Annotated in this window: 13 protein-coding genes; 9 read left to right on the top strand and 4 right to left on the bottom strand. The window is 36.8% G+C overall.

Annotated features, from left to right (window positions below; genetic code table 11):
• Positions 1-301: 301 nt before the first annotated feature.
• Positions 302-685, bottom strand: a complete 384-nt coding sequence (locus LNP23_RS19780; RefSeq protein ID WP_230002547.1) for a hypothetical protein — start codon at positions 683-685, stop codon at positions 302-304.
• Between LNP23_RS19780 and LNP23_RS19785 the strand changes: the two genes are divergently transcribed.
• Positions 666-1,022: a hypothetical protein gene (locus LNP23_RS19785; RefSeq protein ID WP_230002548.1), complete on the top strand. Its 357-nt coding sequence runs from the start codon at positions 666-668 to the stop codon at positions 1,020-1,022. The genes LNP23_RS19780 and LNP23_RS19785 overlap by 20 nt on opposite strands.
• Before the next feature lie 441 nt (positions 1,023-1,463).
• Here LNP23_RS19785 and cobA read toward each other — a convergent pair whose 3' ends face one another.
• The 3 genes from cobA to LNP23_RS19800 are packed head-to-tail and all read right to left on the bottom strand — an operon-like array spanning position 1,464 to position 3,379.
• Complete coding sequence (cobA, locus tag LNP23_RS19790; RefSeq protein WP_230002549.1) at positions 1,464-2,252, bottom strand: uroporphyrinogen-III C-methyltransferase; 789 nt, start codon at positions 2,250-2,252, stop codon at positions 1,464-1,466.
• A 5-nt stretch (positions 2,253-2,257) separates the two neighbouring features.
• Positions 2,258-2,830: a molybdenum cofactor guanylyltransferase gene (locus LNP23_RS19795; protein ID WP_230002550.1), complete on the bottom strand. Its 573-nt coding sequence runs from the start codon at positions 2,828-2,830 to the stop codon at positions 2,258-2,260.
• A gap of 45 nt (positions 2,831-2,875) precedes the next feature.
• Positions 2,876-3,379 carry a molybdopterin-binding domain-containing protein gene (locus LNP23_RS19800; RefSeq protein WP_230002551.1) on the bottom strand — a complete coding sequence of 168 codons (504 nt, stop codon included), beginning with the start codon at positions 3,377-3,379 and terminating at the stop codon, positions 2,876-2,878.
• A gap of 942 nt (positions 3,380-4,321) precedes the next feature.
• On the opposite strand from LNP23_RS19800, the gene LNP23_RS19805 reads away from it, so the two are divergent.
• The 8 genes from LNP23_RS19805 (at position 4,322) to LNP23_RS19840 (ending at position 19,280) form a co-directional block, all read left to right on the top strand.
• Positions 4,322-7,444: a SusC/RagA family TonB-linked outer membrane protein gene (locus LNP23_RS19805; RefSeq protein ID WP_230002552.1), complete on the top strand. Its 3,123-nt coding sequence runs from the start codon at positions 4,322-4,324 to the stop codon at positions 7,442-7,444.
• Positions 7,445-7,459: 15 nt separating this feature from the next.
• On the top strand, positions 7,460-8,932 hold the full coding sequence (locus LNP23_RS19810) for a RagB/SusD family nutrient uptake outer membrane protein (RefSeq protein WP_230002553.1): 1,473 nt from the start codon (positions 7,460-7,462) through the stop codon (positions 8,930-8,932).
• Positions 8,933-8,954: 22 nt separating this feature from the next.
• Entirely contained in the window at positions 8,955-10,877 is a 1,923-nt protein-coding gene (locus LNP23_RS19815) for an arylsulfatase (RefSeq protein ID WP_230002554.1), read from the top strand.
• Between the two features lie 206 nt (positions 10,878-11,083).
• Complete coding sequence (locus tag LNP23_RS19820; protein WP_230002555.1) at positions 11,084-12,184, top strand: sterol desaturase family protein; 1,101 nt, start codon at positions 11,084-11,086, stop codon at positions 12,182-12,184.
• A gap of 9 nt (positions 12,185-12,193) precedes the next feature.
• Positions 12,194-12,916, top strand: coding sequence for a thioredoxin domain-containing protein (locus LNP23_RS19825; RefSeq protein WP_230002556.1), 723 nt, complete (start codon positions 12,194-12,196; stop codon positions 12,914-12,916).
• A 103-nt stretch (positions 12,917-13,019) separates the two neighbouring features.
• Positions 13,020-14,282: a YeiH family protein gene (locus LNP23_RS19830; RefSeq protein ID WP_230002557.1), complete on the top strand. Its 1,263-nt coding sequence runs from the start codon at positions 13,020-13,022 to the stop codon at positions 14,280-14,282.
• Positions 14,283-14,312: 30 nt separating this feature from the next.
• Positions 14,313-15,962 carry an arylsulfatase gene (locus tag LNP23_RS19835; protein ID WP_230002558.1) on the top strand — a complete coding sequence of 550 codons (1,650 nt, stop codon included), beginning with the start codon at positions 14,313-14,315 and terminating at the stop codon, positions 15,960-15,962.
• A 321-nt stretch (positions 15,963-16,283) separates the two neighbouring features.
• On the top strand, positions 16,284-19,280 hold the full coding sequence (locus LNP23_RS19840; protein WP_230002559.1) for a SusC/RagA family TonB-linked outer membrane protein: 2,997 nt from the start codon (positions 16,284-16,286) through the stop codon (positions 19,278-19,280).
• The last annotated feature ends 2 nt before the right edge of the window (positions 19,281-19,282 follow it).

The raw sequence follows: 19,282 nt of genomic DNA on the forward strand, positions 1-19,282 counted from the left end.
TGAACTTTCATCACTTATATGGTTTAAGTACACTTTTACTTAATCCTCAACTTTTGCACCTGATCCGTAAAAAGTTGGAATTTGGAATTTAAAAATATTGGAATTTTTCTTTTCTTTAAAAAAGCACTTCTATCATTTCTATTACCGGCACTTTGAGTGTTAAAATAATCCTATTTTTCTTTCATTACAATAAAACTTAACATTAGCGTATATTTTTATTGCTTATATTTACTTAACTAAGAATTAACGATTTAGAAACATTGTTAATTTTTTATCGGTCGTAATTTCACAAGATTCAACTTTAAAGTAAATACCATATGGAAAAAGAAACAGACGAAACTATCGCACAAAGTACTGACTTACCTAAAACAGATAGTGCTCCAACAGTTACAGAGGTAAAGAAAGCAGAAACTCCTTCTGCGACAACAGCTGCAAAAAAACCGGTAGCTAAGAAACCCGCTACCACCACTCCACCACCGGCTAAAACTACTACTCCAAGAGCTCTGGCAAAAAAAACTGCTACTACATCACCGACTAAAACTACAACTCCAAGAGCTCTGGTAAAAAAAGCGGCAACTACATCACCGACCAAAACCACTACTCCAAGAGCATTGGCAAAAAAAGCGGCGACTACATCACCGACCAAAACTACTACACCAAGAGCTTTGGCAGAAAAAATTATCAATCCTAAAGTGGTTGTGAAAGCTACAGTTTTGACAAATGCAGAAGACGATAATAAATCCAAGAAGACTGTCGCTGTAAAGAATGAAGAAACAGTTAAAAAGGATAAATCAAAAGATAAAAAGAAAAAGATGAAAGACAAGGAAAAAGAGAAAGCCAAAAAGAAACTAGCCAAGAAAAAAGAGAAAGCTAAAAACGACAAAAAGAAAGAAAAGGCTAAAAAGGCAAAACAAAAAGCTAAAGCCAAAAAGAAAGAAAAAGCGAAAAAAGCGAAACTAAAAGCTAAAGCAAAAAAAATTGCTAAAAAGAAAGCAAAAAAATCAAAATCTAAAAAGAAATAATACTACGAATGGGTTTGACTTTTAATAGTTGAACCCTTTTTTATGATTTTTAAAATTAAGCTTAGTTTTCTTTGTGTTTACTTTTTTTAACCGCAAGGAACGCAAAGGGTTTACGCAAGGAACGCAAAGTTTAATTATAACAGTATGGCTTCTTTTTAATTTTATACCTATTTTTTTTTCACCCAGATTTAGCAGATTTTTTTAAGAAGTAAATAGATCAGCCCAATCTGCTAAATCTGCGTGAAAAAGAAAATCTTTGTGAACCTTTACTTTATTTTTAATCTTAAAGGCAAGATTCGCTAAGATTTGCACAAAGTAGATAGAGGGTTTACGGAATACGAACTAAACTTATTTTGAAGTAATTTTAAAGACTCAAATTGCCAAAAACTTTTATCTCTTAGCGAACCTTGCGGTTAAAAACCAAATTAACAAGATTCTCTACTATAAATCCAAGTTCTGTAATATAAACTCATCATCAAAATGTTCTTTAAAATAAGAAATCAATTTGGAGTTGTTTTTAACCACTTCTCCAATCACGATAATTGCCGGTGCTGCAATTTCGTGCGCAGCAACCAATTGTGTTATTGAACTTACGGTTCCTATTACTTTTCGTTCTGTAGCTTTCGTTCCGTTTTGGATAATGGCGATGGGCAAATCATCTGTTCTGTTTTCTTTATAAATAGCAATGATTTCTTCTAATTTATGCATTCCCATTAAAATCACTACTGTCGCTGCCGATTTTGAGGCCAAATGAATGTCTTTAGAGAGTTCATGATTCGAAGTCGTTCCTGTAATCACCCAAAAACTATCTGCTATCCTACGTTGTGTCAAACTTATTCCAGCAGAAGCTGGAACTCCCAAAGCAGATGAAATTCCGGGAACAATATCGGTTTCTAAGCCCCATTTTTCTACATATTCAATTTCTTCACTTCCTCTTCCGAAAATGAAGGGATCACCCCCTTTTAGACGTACCACATGTCCATGACGGTTGGCCATTACAACAATCAATTCATTAATCTGATCTTGTGTATAGGCATGACAACCGGAGCGTTTGCCAACAAAAATAATTTCCGCATTTTTTGCATACTGCAACAATTCTTCGTTGACCAGAGCATCGTAGAGAACCACATCAGCACTTTCTAAAACTTTTATTGCTTTCAATGTAATCAATTCAACATCACCGGGACCTGCTCCTACAACCGTTAATTTTGGCGTTTTTACTTTTTGCATTTCTGTTAACTTATGTTGATATTAAAGTCGTTTAATTCGTCAGCCGAACTACTATTGGTAAGATGAAAGTTTTCACTTTCTTCAATCGTAATCACCTGATGTGGAATTTTAGCTAATAAATCCGTCACTTTCAATTGGTCTGAATCGATTGCTTCTTTTATAAGTGGCAGCATTTTTTTAGAATAAATTCCGATTAGTGAATGAATTTTACTAGCAGATGCAAAAACAGTAACTCCAGCTTCATCGGTATGTTTTGAAATTAACTCCGATAATAATTCAGTAGAAATCAATGGAATATCACAACTCAGGATCAGGTTAAATTCGGTTTTAGAATGCATCAATGCGGTGTAAATACCTCCTAATGGTCCTTTGTCGGTAATAATGTCCGGTATTTTTTTATAGGCTAAATAATCGTATTCGCTCGTTGTGGTAACCAATTTTATTTTTTGTGTAAGGGGTAAAACCGCCTGAATGATATGCTCAATAAAAGGTTTTCCCTGAAATAAAACCAATCCCTTATCAGATTGCAGGTCAGAGCTTTTTCCTCCACAAAGAATAAATACCGTTAACGCTTTCATAACAAAAAATTTATAGATTAGACGTTACTCAAAAACACTTATTTTTTACTTTTGATGAACATTGATCTCCGTAATTCCCAACGAAATTAAAAAACCAATTACCTCCTGTGTAATCAAAATCTCCGATTCAAAAACAAGATCTCCTTTGGCGATCGGTTGCAACTTAGAAGAAACACCAGCAAATTGTTCCGGCATAATGGTAATCAAAATCGATTTATCATTGGCCATAACATACTCTTCCGTAACAATTGTATCTGCGTTGTTTGGTATAAAAGTACCTAAAGCAACAAATACGGCTTCATTATTTTTTACATTTAAACTAAGACGATCTACAATCGGCATATCATAAATCAGATCGTATTGGTGTTTCTCACTGCGAATAAAAGCATAGCCTTCTACTGTTGACAATCTAAATGATGGTATTGCAATCGGTGCATATAGGGCTTCTCCCAAAACACAATCAAATGCTTTAGCTACAGAAATTTTTTGCAGAGGTGATTTTGAACTGGTTGCGTTCAAATCAGTTAAAGCTTTATTAACTTTTATCATTATTATAAATATATACTATGCTAAATACAGCTAAAAAACAGAGGTGCCTTTGCAATAGATCGTGTAAAAAAATCAGTCGTATTTTAATGTCTATAAAATTAGTCTAATTTATTCAAAATCACCATTTAAATTGAATGTAGTTTGGAAGCAAAGTCATTTTTTTAAGCTACACTTATGTCCTGCCTCCTGTTTTTTGTCATTTTTTAAGATCATTTAAAGAATTAAAAAATGAAAAACAAAGTACAAAATACTACATTTTAAGCTGTCATTAAAAAATAATATCACGCATTAAAAAAATGAAAAAACAAACTCCACTCCTATAAAAACCAACACTTTAAATACCTTCAACAAACTAAAAAACCACCCTCATTTTAACATTCAAAAAAAATAATTAAACTTTTTTTTGGATATTATTATATTAAAATTAACTTTGTCTATAGAATTAGTAGAGTTTAAAATCATATTTAAAACCAAAAGCACTATATTTTGAAAACAACTGAAAGCATTTCGTATTCCATTTTACTTAAAAAATATACATCTAACATTTTTTGTTATATGTGCTTCTGTTGCTAAACTTCGCCATTAATTCGTTCGCGCTGATTATTCTTTAATCACAAAAATCAATCTGATTTAAAAAACGAATCTTTTAAAAAATCATCACAAAAATATTTACTGAAATTACAAAAATCTGTTTGCTGCATTGCTTTGCACTAAACTGATTATTGAAACGATACCTACAATCCAAAAAAAAATTAATAACTAAAAAAACTAAAATGAAAAAAATGCAAGGCTGTTGCTGTAACTAAAAAAAAAGCCATTTCTGCGGCAACAGAAATGGCGAGGCTTAAGAACAACATTATCGTGAAATAAAGGAAACAAACAGAGAGTTGAAAAATCAACTTTCAAGGCTCCTTGTTAATTACTTAAAACCAATACAAAGAAATGAAAAAAATATTAAAGATATACTCATTGCTTTCTATCTTGCTGTTATCGGCAGGAATTAATGCCCAAAACACCACACCACTCATACAATCAAAGTTAGACGGAACCGTCGTAGATGACATTACTAATCAACCTATTATCGGCGCTTCTGTAACCATTAAGGGAACGACACACGGAGTTGTAACAGATACAGAAGGAAAATTCTTTTTTCAAACCGGTCAAAAATTTCCATATACTTTAATCGTAAGTTACATTGGATATAAAAAAACAGAAATAGTTGTCGAAGGAAATCCGGTAATTATAAACCTTAAAGAAGAGCGCCAGGAATTAGACGAATTAGTAGTTGTCGGATATGGTTCTCAGAAAAGAAAAGACATTACAGGAGCTGTAGCCTCAATTCCAAAAGCCAATCTTGCTCAGGTCACCTCATCAGCAGACAATTTATTGCGAGGAGCTGTTCCGGGTGTAGTGGTAACACAAAGCTCGGGACGTCCGGGTGCTTCTTCCAGCGTACGCATCAGGGGTGGAAATTCTATCACTGCCGGTAACGAACCGCTATACGTCATCGATGGCATCCTGGTTTACAATGACAATAGCAACGGTACAGCCGGAGTCGCTCTGGCCGGAGCAGGAGTTAACGTATTATCTACGATCAATCCTGGTGATATTGAGTCTATTGAAGTCCTAAAAGACGCTTCTGCAACCGCCATTTACGGCTCTAGAGGGGCTAACGGAGTAATACTTATTACAACAAAAAAGGGTACAAAAGGAGTAGACAGAATCTCTTATCAAGGTTATTTTGGGGTACAATCCGTATCTAAAAAACTAAATCTGATGAATGCTTCTCAATGGGCCAGTTTGCGTAATGATGTTCAGGCCAGTATCGGACAGGCGCCTTCTTTTACTGCCGCACAAATTGAAGATTTTAGAACTTCCGGAAATTACGACTGGCAATCTGCTGCATTTAGAACCGCAGCTCCAATTCAAAACCATCAATTGACTTTTTCAGGGGGTGATGACCGTTCGAGATATGCTATTTCAGCAAGTTTTTTTGATCAGCAAGGTGTTGTAATCGGGACAGATTTTAAAAGAATTTCCTTAAGAGCCAATTACGAAAGAAACTATTCTCAAGTTTTTAAGTTCGGGGTGAACATCAATTATACCAACTCCTCCTCAAATGGAATTGGCTCCTCCAATTCAGGAAGAGAACCAAGTCCGCTGATTAGTGCATTGTTAATTGCTCCCGTAGTTCCAATCAAAAATCCTGACGGAAGTTACAATGTCACCAAAAACCCCTACGCGACCTCAACAAACGGATATATTTCCAATCCGATCAATGATTTGGAAAATACGGTTAATGAAACCAAAATCAATAGAATCCTGAGCAGTTTGTTTGGGGAATATAAAATTACCAAAGAATTAATTGCTAAAGTTTCGGTAAGTGGCGATGTGATCAATACCAAACAAAATTATTACGCTCCTTCTTACACCACAACCGGAGCTTCTACCAAAGGATTGGCTTCAGTTGGTAACCGACTGGTAAGTTCTGTATTGAATGAAAACACGCTGAATTACAATACTCGTTTTGGAGAGAACCACAAATTTTCAGCTTTGGCCGGATACACACTGCAATATACCAAAGGTGAAGTGGTTACTGCCGGTGCCAACACTTTCGTGAATGATCATAATCTCTATAATGCCCTACAAGATGGTGTTCCGACAAAACCGTATAGTGATGCTTTTGAAAGTGTTTTGAAATCATGGTTAACAAGGGTCAATTATTCTTATAAAGACCGTTATAATTTTACTTTGTCTGCTCGTGCCGATGGATCATCCAGATTTGGTTCGGAATCACTTTGGGGGTATTTCCCGTCAGCTGGATTCTCATGGAATATTACAGAAGAAGATTTCGCTAAAAACTTAAAAGGAGTTACAGAAGCAAAACTTAGACTTAGCGCCGGAACAACAGGAAATCAAGAAATTGGAAATTATCTTTCTCTGGCTTCTATGGGTTCTGTTAACTATTCTTTCGGAGGCACCATCAACACCGGACTAGCCCCTACCCGATTGGCCAATCCCGATTTAAAATGGGAGAAAACAAATCAGTATAACATTGGTTTAGACCTGTCCTTATTAGACCGAAAAATAAATTTTGTTTTTGATGTTTACTACAAAAAAACCAATGATTTACTGATCAATGTACCCGTGCCGCTTACTTCAGGATATGCCACTGTACTTCAAAACATTGGAGGGGTTGAAAATAAAGGTATCGAGATTGGTTTGATCACCGAGAACTTAAAAACCGAAAACTTTTCCTGGAACTCTAATTTTGTGTTTTCGGCCAATAAAAACAAAGTCGTTGCAATAGGAAACGGAGTTACTCAATTTTTCCCTATCGTTCCAAATGGCTCTTTATTACAGCAACAACCCGTGATTGTAAAAGTTGGAAAACCTCTCGGGACTTTCTGGGGATACAGAACCAACGGTATTTTTCAGACTCAGGACGAAATCAATACACAACCTAAAATAAACAGTCTGGCCAATACCAAAGTTGGAGACCGCAAATATGTAGATACCAACGGAGACGGAATAATCTCAGCCGCCGACAAAGGAGATCTTGGAAGCTCACAACCCAAATTTGTGGGAAGTATCAGTAACACCATATCCTATAAAAATTTTGATTTGCAAGTTAATTTTCAGGGTTCTTATGGCGGAAAAGTTTTTAATGCCCTGAACCAACAACTGGAAATCTCTACACTTGGAACGAATGCGTCAACAGTCCTAAATGATCGTTGGACACCTGCAAATCAGAGCAATGAGATCCCAAGAGCATCGAGTTCTCCTCTGGCAATAGTTTCAGAACGTTATGTTGAAGATGCTTCTTTTTTAAGATTAAAATTAATCACTTTAGGTTACACCTTACCTAAAAGCGTTGCTAAAAAATTAAGAGCCAACAGTGTGAAATTTTATGTTTCTGCAGAAAACCTGATAACCTGGACTAAATACAAAGGCTATGACCCTGAAGTAAGTTCCTACGAACAAAACAATTTATATCCCGGCATTGACTTTGGCGCCTATCCAAATTCCAAAACATTCATTTCCGGTCTGAACGTAACTTTCTAAGTAAAAAATAAAACAATGAAAAAAATACTATACACAATTCTATTAGGTGCAAGTCTGCTGGTATCGTGCACCGATCTCGAGCTAACACCAATCTCATTTGTTACGGAAGATAAATACTTTGTAACGCAAGATGATGCAGTGGCAAGCGTAACAGCCGTTTATGCTTCCTTAAATAATGATCCTGGTGAACAAAGCTTATTTGGCAGAAATCTATATTTCCTTACCGACATGGCTTCTGATTATGCTGCTGCGGGAGTTTCTGCAACGAATCCACAAGTAAGAGCCTTGAGTAGTTTGACACATGATGCAACTACAGATCGTGTTCAGGTAGCTTGGCGTCAGATTTATGCCGGAATCAACAGAGCCAATGTATCGATTGACAATATTCCAAAAGTTTCTGGCTCGGAAGTAATCAAAACCCGATTGATTAATGAAGCAAAATTCATAAGAGCGTTATTGTATTTTCAAGCGGTTCGTCTTTGGGGAGGCGTTCCAATTGTTTTACATGAACCAACTTCTATTAATGTTGAAAGTTTAAAATCAAAAAGAGCAACAGTAGAGGAAGTTTACGCTCAAATTATCTCTGATTTAACAGCAGCGGAAAGTTTGCCAGCAGTTTATCCTGCAAATGATGCCGGTCGCGCTACATCAGGAGCTGCAAAATCATTGTTAGTAAAAGTATACATCACCCGAAAAGACTGGGATAAAACCCTTTCAAAATCTCAAGAAGTAATTAACGGGGGGTACGGATATGCTCTTTTTGAAAATTTTGCAGACGTATTCAACAAAGCCAAAAAGAATGGAAAAGAACATATTTTCTCTGTTCAATTCGAACCCAATCAGGCAGGAAACGGTTCTAGCGGCAGTACCTTTCAAGGAACTTCTTTTACCGGATTTACCGCAACAGAACCTGCAGATATTATTTCAGATGTCGCCTTATTTTATGACATCTATGCTCCTCAGGATACCCGAAGAGATGTGAGTTATGCCAAACAATTGTTCAATCCGGCGACAGGATCGTTATATACTTTTCCGAAACCGATTTTCAAAAAGTATCTGGACCTTACCAACCTGGCTTCTCCCGGTAATGTTGCCATTAATTTCCCGCTGATTCGATATGCAGATATTTTATTGTCTTATGCCGAAGCGATCAATGAAAAAAGTGGCCCGACAGCAGAAGCCTACGAATATTTAAATCAGGTAAAAAGAAGAGCTTACGGAAAACCAATATTCACTCCTGATGCAACGATCGATTATTCCGGATTAACACAAGCTACTTTCAGAGCGGCTATTCAGGAAGAACGCAAAAAAGAATTCGTTCAGGAAGGCCAAAGATGGTACGATTTAGTACGCTGGGGAACTCTGGTTACCGAAGTAAAAAAAGTTACTGCCAAAAACTCGGTTTCTGAGAGAAACAATTTATACCCAATTCCACAAAGCGAAAGAAGTATCGACCCAGTTGGATTACCACAAAACACAGGATATTAATTAACCCAAATAAACAACACCAATGAAAAAAGTTAAAAACAACAGTACAATCAAAAGTCCGCAAAAAGGACTTTTGATTACGGCTTTACTAGCCGCACAATTCGGATTTGCACAATTAAATCCTGACACCGAATTTAAAGGAACTATCGGAAAAACTTTAGCCGATTCCAAAGAATACTGGCCTGAGCCTGTAACGGCACCAAAAGGAGCACCAAACGTGGTATGGATCTTACTTGATGATGTTGGATTTGGAGCTGCAAGTGCTTTTGGAGGTCTAATACAAACACCAACTTTTGATAATCTGGCCAACAATGGTTTACGATACACCAATTTTCACACCACCGCAATTTGTGCTCCGACACGAGCCGCTTTATTAACGGGAAGAAATTCAGGAAGAGTACATGTTAGCGGATTTTCACACACCGTTTTGTCTGCCGGTTTCCCTGGTTGGGACGGAAGAATTCCTGCTGACAAAGGAACAATTGCCGAAATTTTACACGCTAACGGCTACAACACTTTTGCCGTTGGTAAATATGGTGTTACTCCTGATGAAGAGGCTACAGATGCCGGTCCGTTTGACAGATGGCCAACCGGTAAAGGATTTGATCACTTTTTTGGTTTCTTAGGTTCCCAAACCGATCAGTATAAACCGGATTTGGTAGAAGATCAGGCACACGTAACTCCGGACGGAAGACATTTAACGGATCAGATCACAGACAAAGCGATCAGCTATATTACCAAACAACAAAAAGCAGCTCCGGGAAAACCATTTTTCTTGTACTATGCGCCCGGAGCCGTTCACGCACCTCATCAGGTTGCAGAATCTTGGAGCGATCAATACAAAGGTAAATTTGATGAAGGCTGGGATGCTTATCGCGAAAAAGTATTAGCCAATCAGAAGAAATTAGGAGTAGTTCCTGCCAATGCTGTACTTCCGGAACGCAATCCGCTTATTACAGATTGGAAAAAACTAAGTCCAAACGAAAAGAAAGTATATGCCCGATTCATGGAAGTTTATGCCGGATATCTTACCTACACCGATCACGAAATAGGAAGAGTTGTAAATCACCTGAAAGAAACCAATCAATTAGACAACACCTTAATTATTGTTTCCATTGGAGATAACGGAGCCAGTAAAGAAGGGACTTTACAAGGTACCATCAACCAAAATCTATTTTCTCAGGGTGTTTCTGACGAAAAAAATCTTCAAGCCAACTTAGATCATATCGGGGAAATTGGTACGGCAAAAGGGCTCAATACCAACTATCCGTTAGGCTGGGCTCAAGCAACAAACGTGCCTTTTAAAAACTGGAAACAAGATGCACAATCTGAAGGAGGAACCCGTAATCCGTTGATTATCTTCTATCCAAAAGGAATTAAAGACAAAGGTGGAATCAGAAATCAATACAGCCATGTTACCGATATACTTCCGACAACATTAGATATTATTGGAGTTAAAGCTCCGGAATATATCAAAGAAATTAAGCAGGATAAAATACAAGGTTCTTCTTTATACGCTTCTTTAAATGATCCGAAAGCAGAATCTTTACATAAAGTACAGTACTACTATATTTTTGGAAACAGAGCCATTTACAAAGACGGTTGGAAAGCTGCCGCTGCTCATCTTCCTGATTCTTTTGCCTTAAAAAATAGCTTAGGCAAAAATGAACCTCCTGCAAAAAGCAATTTTGATACCGATGTTTGGGAATTGTACAACTTAAACGAAGATTTTAATGAGCGTGTCAACCTTGCTAAAAAATACCCTGAAAAATTAGCTGAACTTAAAAAACTGTTTGATGAGCAGGCAAAAGAAAACAATGTTTATCCGCTAATTGACTGGCAGGATGTTTTCAGCAGAAGAATCCACAATTCAGGACCGGATAAAGACAAAAACATTCAAGAACTTATTAAGAAAGCCACCCAACCCGAAGGAGGATCACATTAATTCATTACAACTAAAATTCAGGTCTTTTTGACAAACCTAAAAGACCTGATTCTATTTGAATCATTTAAAATTAAATCAGTATGAAAAGAGTAGACTATGAAATTATTGGAAAAAAGATTGTCGTTGGGGCGATTGTATTTTTAGTACCACTAGTCATTTTGGCTGGAGGTTTAGCATTAGTAAATCAACTTTTAAAATAAAAAATCATGGGAGTAATTCACAATCCACAAAAAAACTTAGCAAGAGACTTTGGAATCAGTCTTTTTATATACAGCTTGCCAGTATTGGCCATTTATTTATATTTCAAACTAAACAATGGTATCATAGCAGAATCACACCTTACGCTGCCTTCATTTTTAGAATTTGCGAAGCCGGTCTTTGCCAACATCCGCAGTTGGGGTCTAATCGTTTTCATGCTTATACTGGGCGTTATTGAATTCGCTGCGGGTCTTTATGACGATCAATGGACAGGACAAGAACGCAAAGTAGACATCATCTGTTTTTTGGCTCCAAAACTACTATTACCTCCTGTAATTGCGTTTTTCAGTTTAACCGCTTTGCCTTTTCTAATTCCCAACTTAGCAAACACGCTTTCCTGGGTTCCGTTTTGGGGTGGCTTTTTCCTGATTGCCGTAGCCGATGATTTAACGCAGTACTGGTACCATCGTTTGCATCATCAGGTTCCGTTTTTATGGCGTTTTCACAGAACACACCATTCGGCTCCTTACATGGGAATGGCGATGGCATCAAGACAGAATTTTATTTATACCGTTTTCTTTTCACAAATTTATTTGACCGCGACCTTAACGTTTTTAGGTTTAGGATTACCCGCTTTGTTTGTTACGGTTATAAAAAGTTTTATCACATTGGGTGCCCATTCCAGTATTGCCTGGGATAAACCTTTTTACAAATACAGAATATTGCATCCGATTGCCTGGGTTTTAGAACGTTTTATTTCGACTCCCGCCACACATCATGCGCATCATGCTGACACAAGTGGCGATGGTGTTGGTCATTTTAAAGGCAACTTTGGTAATATGTTTTTTCTTTGGGACATCATCTTCGGAACAGGTTTGATCACTCGCAAATTTCCAAAATCGTATGGAATGAAATCGTACAAACAAGAAGAATGGTATGCCCAGTTTCTTTGGCCGATTTTCAAATCTAAAAAAGAAGGAAGTGCTTTGGCTGATGGCGTTTTTGCTGCTCCCCTTGCACAAAAAGCGAATAACTACAGTAATGTTAATATTCCTTCTAATGTCCCAGCACCGGCGGGCCCTGCTTATTATGAGCATGTTGAATCTTAAAAAAAGACCATGAAAAATAAAACAATAAAACGCCGTATAACAGCAATTGTATTTCTAATTACAATTGCTTGTTTTTCTCAGAATCGGAGTCAGACAATCGTTCCGTTAGGATTTTTTTATTCTAAAATTAAAAGTCAAAAGAACCCACAGCTAATTGATGCGAGAGGTCCGGAAGAATTTGCTTTAAATCATATCGAAGGTGCCGTCAACTTGAACCTTCAATCCGAAAATTACGCCAAATATGTGGCCCATTTAGATCCATCAAAACCGGTATTCATTTATTCCATCGGAGCCGGAAGAAGTGTGGCTCTTGCAGACGAATTACTAAAAAATGGCTTTAAGGAAGCCTATAGTTTAGAAGGTGGAATTGCAAGTTGGATTGGTGCCGGAAAACCTTTTTACAGCAATTCGAAAAGCAAATTATCTCTAGCCGAATATAAAAAACTCATTACAGAGAATAATTTCGTTTTAGTTGATATCGGATCCAAATATTGCGGTGCCTGCAAAAAAGTCAAACCGGTTCTGGAAACTCTGAAAGCCCAATATGGCGAAAATTTAAAAATTGTAGAAATTGAACTCGAAGACAGCCCACAGGTAATTGCTGATTTAAAAACAATACAAGTTTTCCCTACTCTGATCTTATACAAAAACGGGAAAATAACCTTTAAAAAAGAAGGCTCTGCTGATTTGAAAAACGAAGTTGATTTGGCTTTGGCAAACAATTTAAACTAACCCAATTTCAATTATAACAGCCGTTTAAACCGTATTCAATGAAAACCATTATAGCGACCTCATCTCCTATTATTGGTTTTCATTTTTCAAATAAAATCTTTACATGTCAATTAAAACAAAACAATTTACAATTCACGAAGACTGGACCGTCGTCATTTTAGGATTTTTAATAATTGGGATCTCCCTATTTATTTTTCTTCCTTCAGTGCCCGTTTTCAAATGGTCAAATCTAACCGATTTACAAAACGATGTTTTTGATTCCGGCAATCTTCAAATTCTTCTATTACAGTTTTTATATTTCATTTCTATAGGAACCATAGGTGTTTTTCTCGTTGGGAAATCGGTCAAAAACTTCTTAATTGTTTTTCCTTTAGTCTATTTACTGACCGTCATTGCTTTAATTATTGCCGGAAATTCTGTTTTGAAAGGATTCAATTTAGAAGCCGTTATTTTTAGTCTGATTCTCGGTTTGTCCATTGGTAATTTCTTCAAACTTCCTGACTGGTTTCGTGCCGCACTTTCGACAGAAGTCTTTGTGAAAATAGGTTTGGTTTTATTGGGTACCAGTGTTATTTTTTCCGATATTCTTAAAGCGGGATCATTAGGATTATTTCAGGCATTACTGGTGGTATTGTCGGTTTGGTACTTTGCTTTTTGGCTTTGCAAAAAACTAAAAATAGATGACGAACTTGCCCTGATGATTTCGAGCGCAGTTTCTATTTGTGGCGTTTCTGCTGCCATTGCGACTTCGGGGGCTATAAAAGGAGATGCCAAAAAACTGTCCTATGTCATCTCGATTGTACTGGTAACGGCCGTACCAATGATGATTTTTATGCCGATTATTGCCAAATATTTCGACTTTCCGGAAGAAGTAACCGGAGCTTGGTTAGGCGGAAGCATTGATACTTCGGGAGCTGTTGCCGCTTCCGGTACATTGGTTGGCGAAACCGCTTTAAAAATCAGTACTATTGTAAAGTTTTCGCAAAATGTATTGTTAGGATTAGCCGCTTTTGCCATTTCAGTTTATTGGACGTATAACGACAATACACAATCTGCAACCGAAGTTTCTAAACCAACTTTAGGCGTAATTTGGCAACGTTTCCCAAAATTCGTAATTGGTTTTATTGCTGCCTCCCTCCTTTTTTCCTTCCTGATTGCTCCGGAAATTCGAAACGAGGTAAAAGACAGTTTAAAAAATCTACAAGGGATTTGGTTTGCTTTGGCTTTTACCAGTATTGGTCTGGAAACCAATTTCAAAGATTTACTAAGCAATACCAGTAAAAAACCATTATATGCCTTTCTGATTGCACAATTATTCAATATTATCATTACACTCCTAATTGCATTTTTGCTTTTCAATAAGTAAATTTAGATTCCAATTTTAAACAAAAACAGCATGAAAAAAATAGCAACCCTACTACCACTCCTGTTTCTATCGGTAGTTTTAGTTCAGGCGCAAAGTAAAACAGCAGCTTCAAAACCCAATATAATCCTGATCATGGTCGATGATATGGGGTATTCTGACTTGGGAAATTATGGTTCGGAAATAAAAACGCCAAATCTTGATAAACTGGCAAAAGAAGGAACAAGACTGCGTGAATTTTACAACAACTCAATTTGTGCGCCAACCAGAGCTTCATTATTAACAGGACAATACCAGCACAAAGCCGGTGTAGGTTTTTTTGATGTGAATTTAGGATTGCCCGCCTATCAAGGGTATTTAAACAAAGAGTCTCTCACGCTTGGAGAGGTTTTTCGCTCCGGAGGTTACAGTACCCTCTTATCCGGAAAATGGCATGTTGGTTCTGAAGATCAGGCACAATGGCCCAACCAAAGAGGGTTTGATAAATTTTATGGTATCTTAAAAGGTGCTGCCAGTTACTTTGACACCAAGCCGCTGCCTTTCGGAAAAAAACCTTATCCGGTGAAATTGCTTCGAAATAACGAAGAATTACATCCAAAAGATGATTCATATTATTTTACGGATGAGATTGGGAATAATGCAGTTACTTTCTTGGACGAACAAAACAAAGAAAACAAACCATTCTTTTTGTATCTGGCGTTTACGGCTCCACACTGGCCCTTGCAGGCAAAACCTGTTGATATTGCCAAATACAGAGGCAAATTTGATGAAGGCTGGGATGTGTTAAGAGACCGAAGAATTCAAAAACTAAAAGAAAACGGTATTTTACCCACAGATCAGACCGTAGCACCAAGAGATCCCGAAGTTCCGGAATGGAACAAACTAACTTACGACGAAAAACAATTCTGGAAAGCCAAAATGGAAGTATACGCAGCAATGGTAGACAATATGGATCAGAATGTGGGCAAAGTTCTGGAGAAGATTAAAGCATTGAAAAAAGACAAAAACACTTTGATTATTTTCATTTCTGATAATGGAGCGCAAGGTGGTTTCAATACCTACAATCCTTTAGGACGAGGTTTAGTCCGAAATGAAGGACCAATTGGAACTTCGGGTTCATTTGATTATCAGGAACAAAACTGGGCCTATTTATCCAATACTCCATTACAACAATATAAAAACAACATGCACGAAGGTGGCTTTAGTTCCCCTTTTATTGCTTGGTATCCCTCAAAAATAAAAGCCGGAAGAATCGATAAAGGAACTGGACACATTATAGACCTAGCTCCTACTTTTTACGAACTGGCCGGAATAGAATATCCCAAAGCATATAATGGTGTGACGACAAATCCTTTGGTTGGGAGTAGTTTGTTACCTGTTTTATTTAATAATGTTTCGCAGGTCGATAGAGGCACACCATTGTTCTGGGAAAGAGCAGGAAACAGAGCCGTAAGAGACGGCAAATGGAAACTGGTTTCTAGCTATCCGTCTTACGAATGGGAGCTTTACAACATAGAAACCGACAGAGGTGAGACGACCAATGTTGCCCAACAAAATGCGGGAATTGTAAACCAACTTTCGGCAGCTTATTTTGAATGGGCTGACCGGACAGGAGTTGTCGAATACAGCAAATTCAAACTAAAAACAGAGCTGATGCCCGGTGGTGCAGCATTAAAGAAATAATTGTTTTTTTTGATATTTTAAACAATTATAAACAAAAGGCGGTTGTGTTAAACAATCGCCTTTTAAATTTCAATTACAACCTAATAATATTTTACATTTTTCGATTAAACACAAAACAAAAACTAACCTTTTAGTTAAAAAGAAAATAATTCAATTATCAATTAATAAAACTACTTTATTTTATCAAAAAACAACTATTTTAATTCAAATGTTATAAATGAAACAATAATTAGGTTATTTGTTATTTTTATTGCTAAAACATTGTTATTAATTAACATATATTTAAGATATTTGAGATAACTAATCTTAATAAAATACCACATGAGAATTGATCTAAGTTTTAAAAGGTTAGCGACACTGTTATTTGCATTATTCATTCAAGTAACACTCGCTCAAGAAGTTAAGATAACCGGACACATTTTTGACAAAGCAGGATTACCGATTCCCGGAGCAAACGTAGTTTTAAAAGGAACCAAAGTGGTTACCCAAACTGGTTTTGATGGAGAATTTACAATCAATGCAAAAGAAGGACAAACTCTTATCATTTCTTATGTAGGAATGAAAACGTTGGAAATTGGAGCATCAAAATCAATGAAAATAACCCTTCAGGATGCCTCAAATGAACTTGAAGCAGTTGTAGTTGTAGGATACGGAACCCAATCTAAGAAGAATTTAACAGATAATATTGCCAGAGTTACCGCAAAAGATATCCAGCAAGTACCTGTCGCCAACGTACAAAATGCATTAGTAGGTAAATTAGCCGGTGTACAAATCACGCAAACAAATGGTAAAGTAGATGGAGGAATTAACATCAGAGTTCGTGGAGCGGCCAGTATCAGTGCCGGAACACAACCTTTGTATGTATTAGACGGTATTCCGTTAATCACCGATGATGAGTCCAGCAATGGTGCACCAACTAACCCTTTACTTACATTGAGCACCAATGAAATCGAGTCTATAGATGTTTTAAAAGATGCTTCGTCTGCGGCTATCTATGGAGCTCGTGGCGCCAATGGAGTTGTAATTATTACCACCAAAAAGGGGAAAGAAGGAAAAGGAACTTTCAGCATCAACCTTTCGCAAGGGGTTAGTGAACCCACACATAAAAGAAAATGGCTGAATTCTAAACAATATGTAGAATTACTACAGGAGGCAGGACGAAATGCGCAAGATCTGGAATCTGTAGAAGAAGAATTAGAATTTTTATCTCAGGGTACAGACTGGAGAAACGGACAAATAAACACAGATTGGCAGGATATTGCTTTTCAGACCGGCTATACTACTGATGCAGATTTTTCACTTTCGGGAGGCGATCAGAAAACAAGATATTTCATTTCAGGGGCTTACAATAATACGGTGGGGATCATTGACAGTAATGATTTAGAAAGATTAACATCAAGAGTAAATCTATCCCATAAAGTTTTCGACAATTTTACCGTGGGTATGAACTTAAGCTTCTCCAGATCGTTAATCAACAGAGTTCAGGACGATAATTCCTTTTCAAGTCCATTACAATCAGTAGCACAGTCTCCTATCTCTCCTGCTCGACTCGAAGACGGTAGTGCCAATCCAAATACAGAGTATTCAAATTATCTTTTAGCCAAAGACAATACGTTTTGGAAAACCATTGTGAGAAGACTAACCGGAAAAGTTTTTGCAGAATATAAATTTTTACCGTCTTTAAAATTTAATTCTGATTTCTCTTATGATCTTTTATCTCAAACGGAAGATTACTGGCAAGGAAAAAATGCACCTTTCATGGCTACTGATGGAGCCGTTTTTGCCTCTTCTGTAAACACCGAAAATTACATTTCGAGTAACTACTTTACTTTTGATAAAACTTTCGCGGAAAAACACAGTTTTAATGCTGTTATCGGTATGGAGTATAATAATTACCACAGAAGATATCAGGATGTAAACAGTATTTATTTCCCAAATGATGATTTTAATACCATCGATGGAGGTGCCGAAGTAAATGAAGGCCATGGTAGTGAAACGGATTATGTTTTTGTTTCTCAATTCGGAAGATTAAATTATGCATTTGATAATAAATACCTTTTTAAAGCTAGTATTCGTCGTGACGGTTCTTCCCGATTTGGAAAAAACAACCGATTTGGTTATTTCCCGGCTCTTTCAGCGGGTTGGATTATTTCTAACGAAAGTTTCCTGAAAGACAATTCCGTTTTAACCTACTTAAAAGTAAAAGGAAGCTGGGGGAAATTAGGAAATGCTGAAATAGGCAATTTTGCTTCACGCCAATTGTACCGACCAAATCCTTATAACTTAAAATCAGGTTTAACTTTTGATCAGGCGGGTAATGATAATCTCACCTGGGAAAAATCTACCCAAATTGATTTTGGCTTTGAAGCAGGTTTCCTGGACAGGATTACACTTGAGGTAGACTACTATCAAAAAGATACTGATGGTTTATTATTTGAAGCACCACTTCCGATAAGTTCGGGAGCAGCTTCTGTTAACAAAAATATTGGGCAGATCAGAAGTAATGGTTTTGAATTTACACTGAATACCAAAAACTTTGATAACGAAAAATTTAAATGGAATACCAGTTTTAATTTAACAACTAACCAGTCAAAAATAAGATCATTACCTAATAACAATGCCGATGTTATTGCTGTTGGCTCCTATACTATTAACAGAGTTGGAGAATATATTTCTTCTTTTTTCCTAGTGGAATATGCAGGTGTTAATTCAGAAAATGGAGATGCTCTTTTTTTCAAAAACACTCTAAATCCTGATGGTACGCTCAATAAAGATCTAACAAGCGACTATTCTCAAGCAAGGAGAGTTATTGTCGGGAATCCTTTCCCTACTTTAATGTCAGGTATGACCAATACGATTATCTATAAAGGTTTTGATTTTACCTTTACTTTTCAAGGAGAATGGGGAGCCAGTATTTATAACACTGCGGGTATTTATCAATCTACAGCTGCCGATTATTATGATAATCAGACAGCAGATCAGTTAAATCGTTGGCAAAACCCCGGAGATATTACGAATGTACCTCAGGCTAGATTTCAAAAACAAAATGGTACACAGGAATCAACCCGTTATTTAGACAAATCAGATTTTGTACGTTTAAGAAATCTTACGTTAGGGTATACGCTTCCTAAACAAGCCATCAAGGATACCGGAATGAGCAGTCTGAGATTGTATTTTACAGCTGTAAATTTGCTAACTTTTACGAACTACAAAGGATTTGATCCCGAAGCAAGAAGAGATGATGGGGGAATCGGAGAAGACTTTTATTCAGCACCTCCTGCAAGAACTATGGCTTTAGGAGTAAATATTAATTTTTAAAA

Source organism: Flavobacterium cupriresistens (assembly GCF_020911925.1).
Classification (GTDB): domain Bacteria; phylum Bacteroidota; class Bacteroidia; order Flavobacteriales; family Flavobacteriaceae; genus Flavobacterium; species Flavobacterium cupriresistens.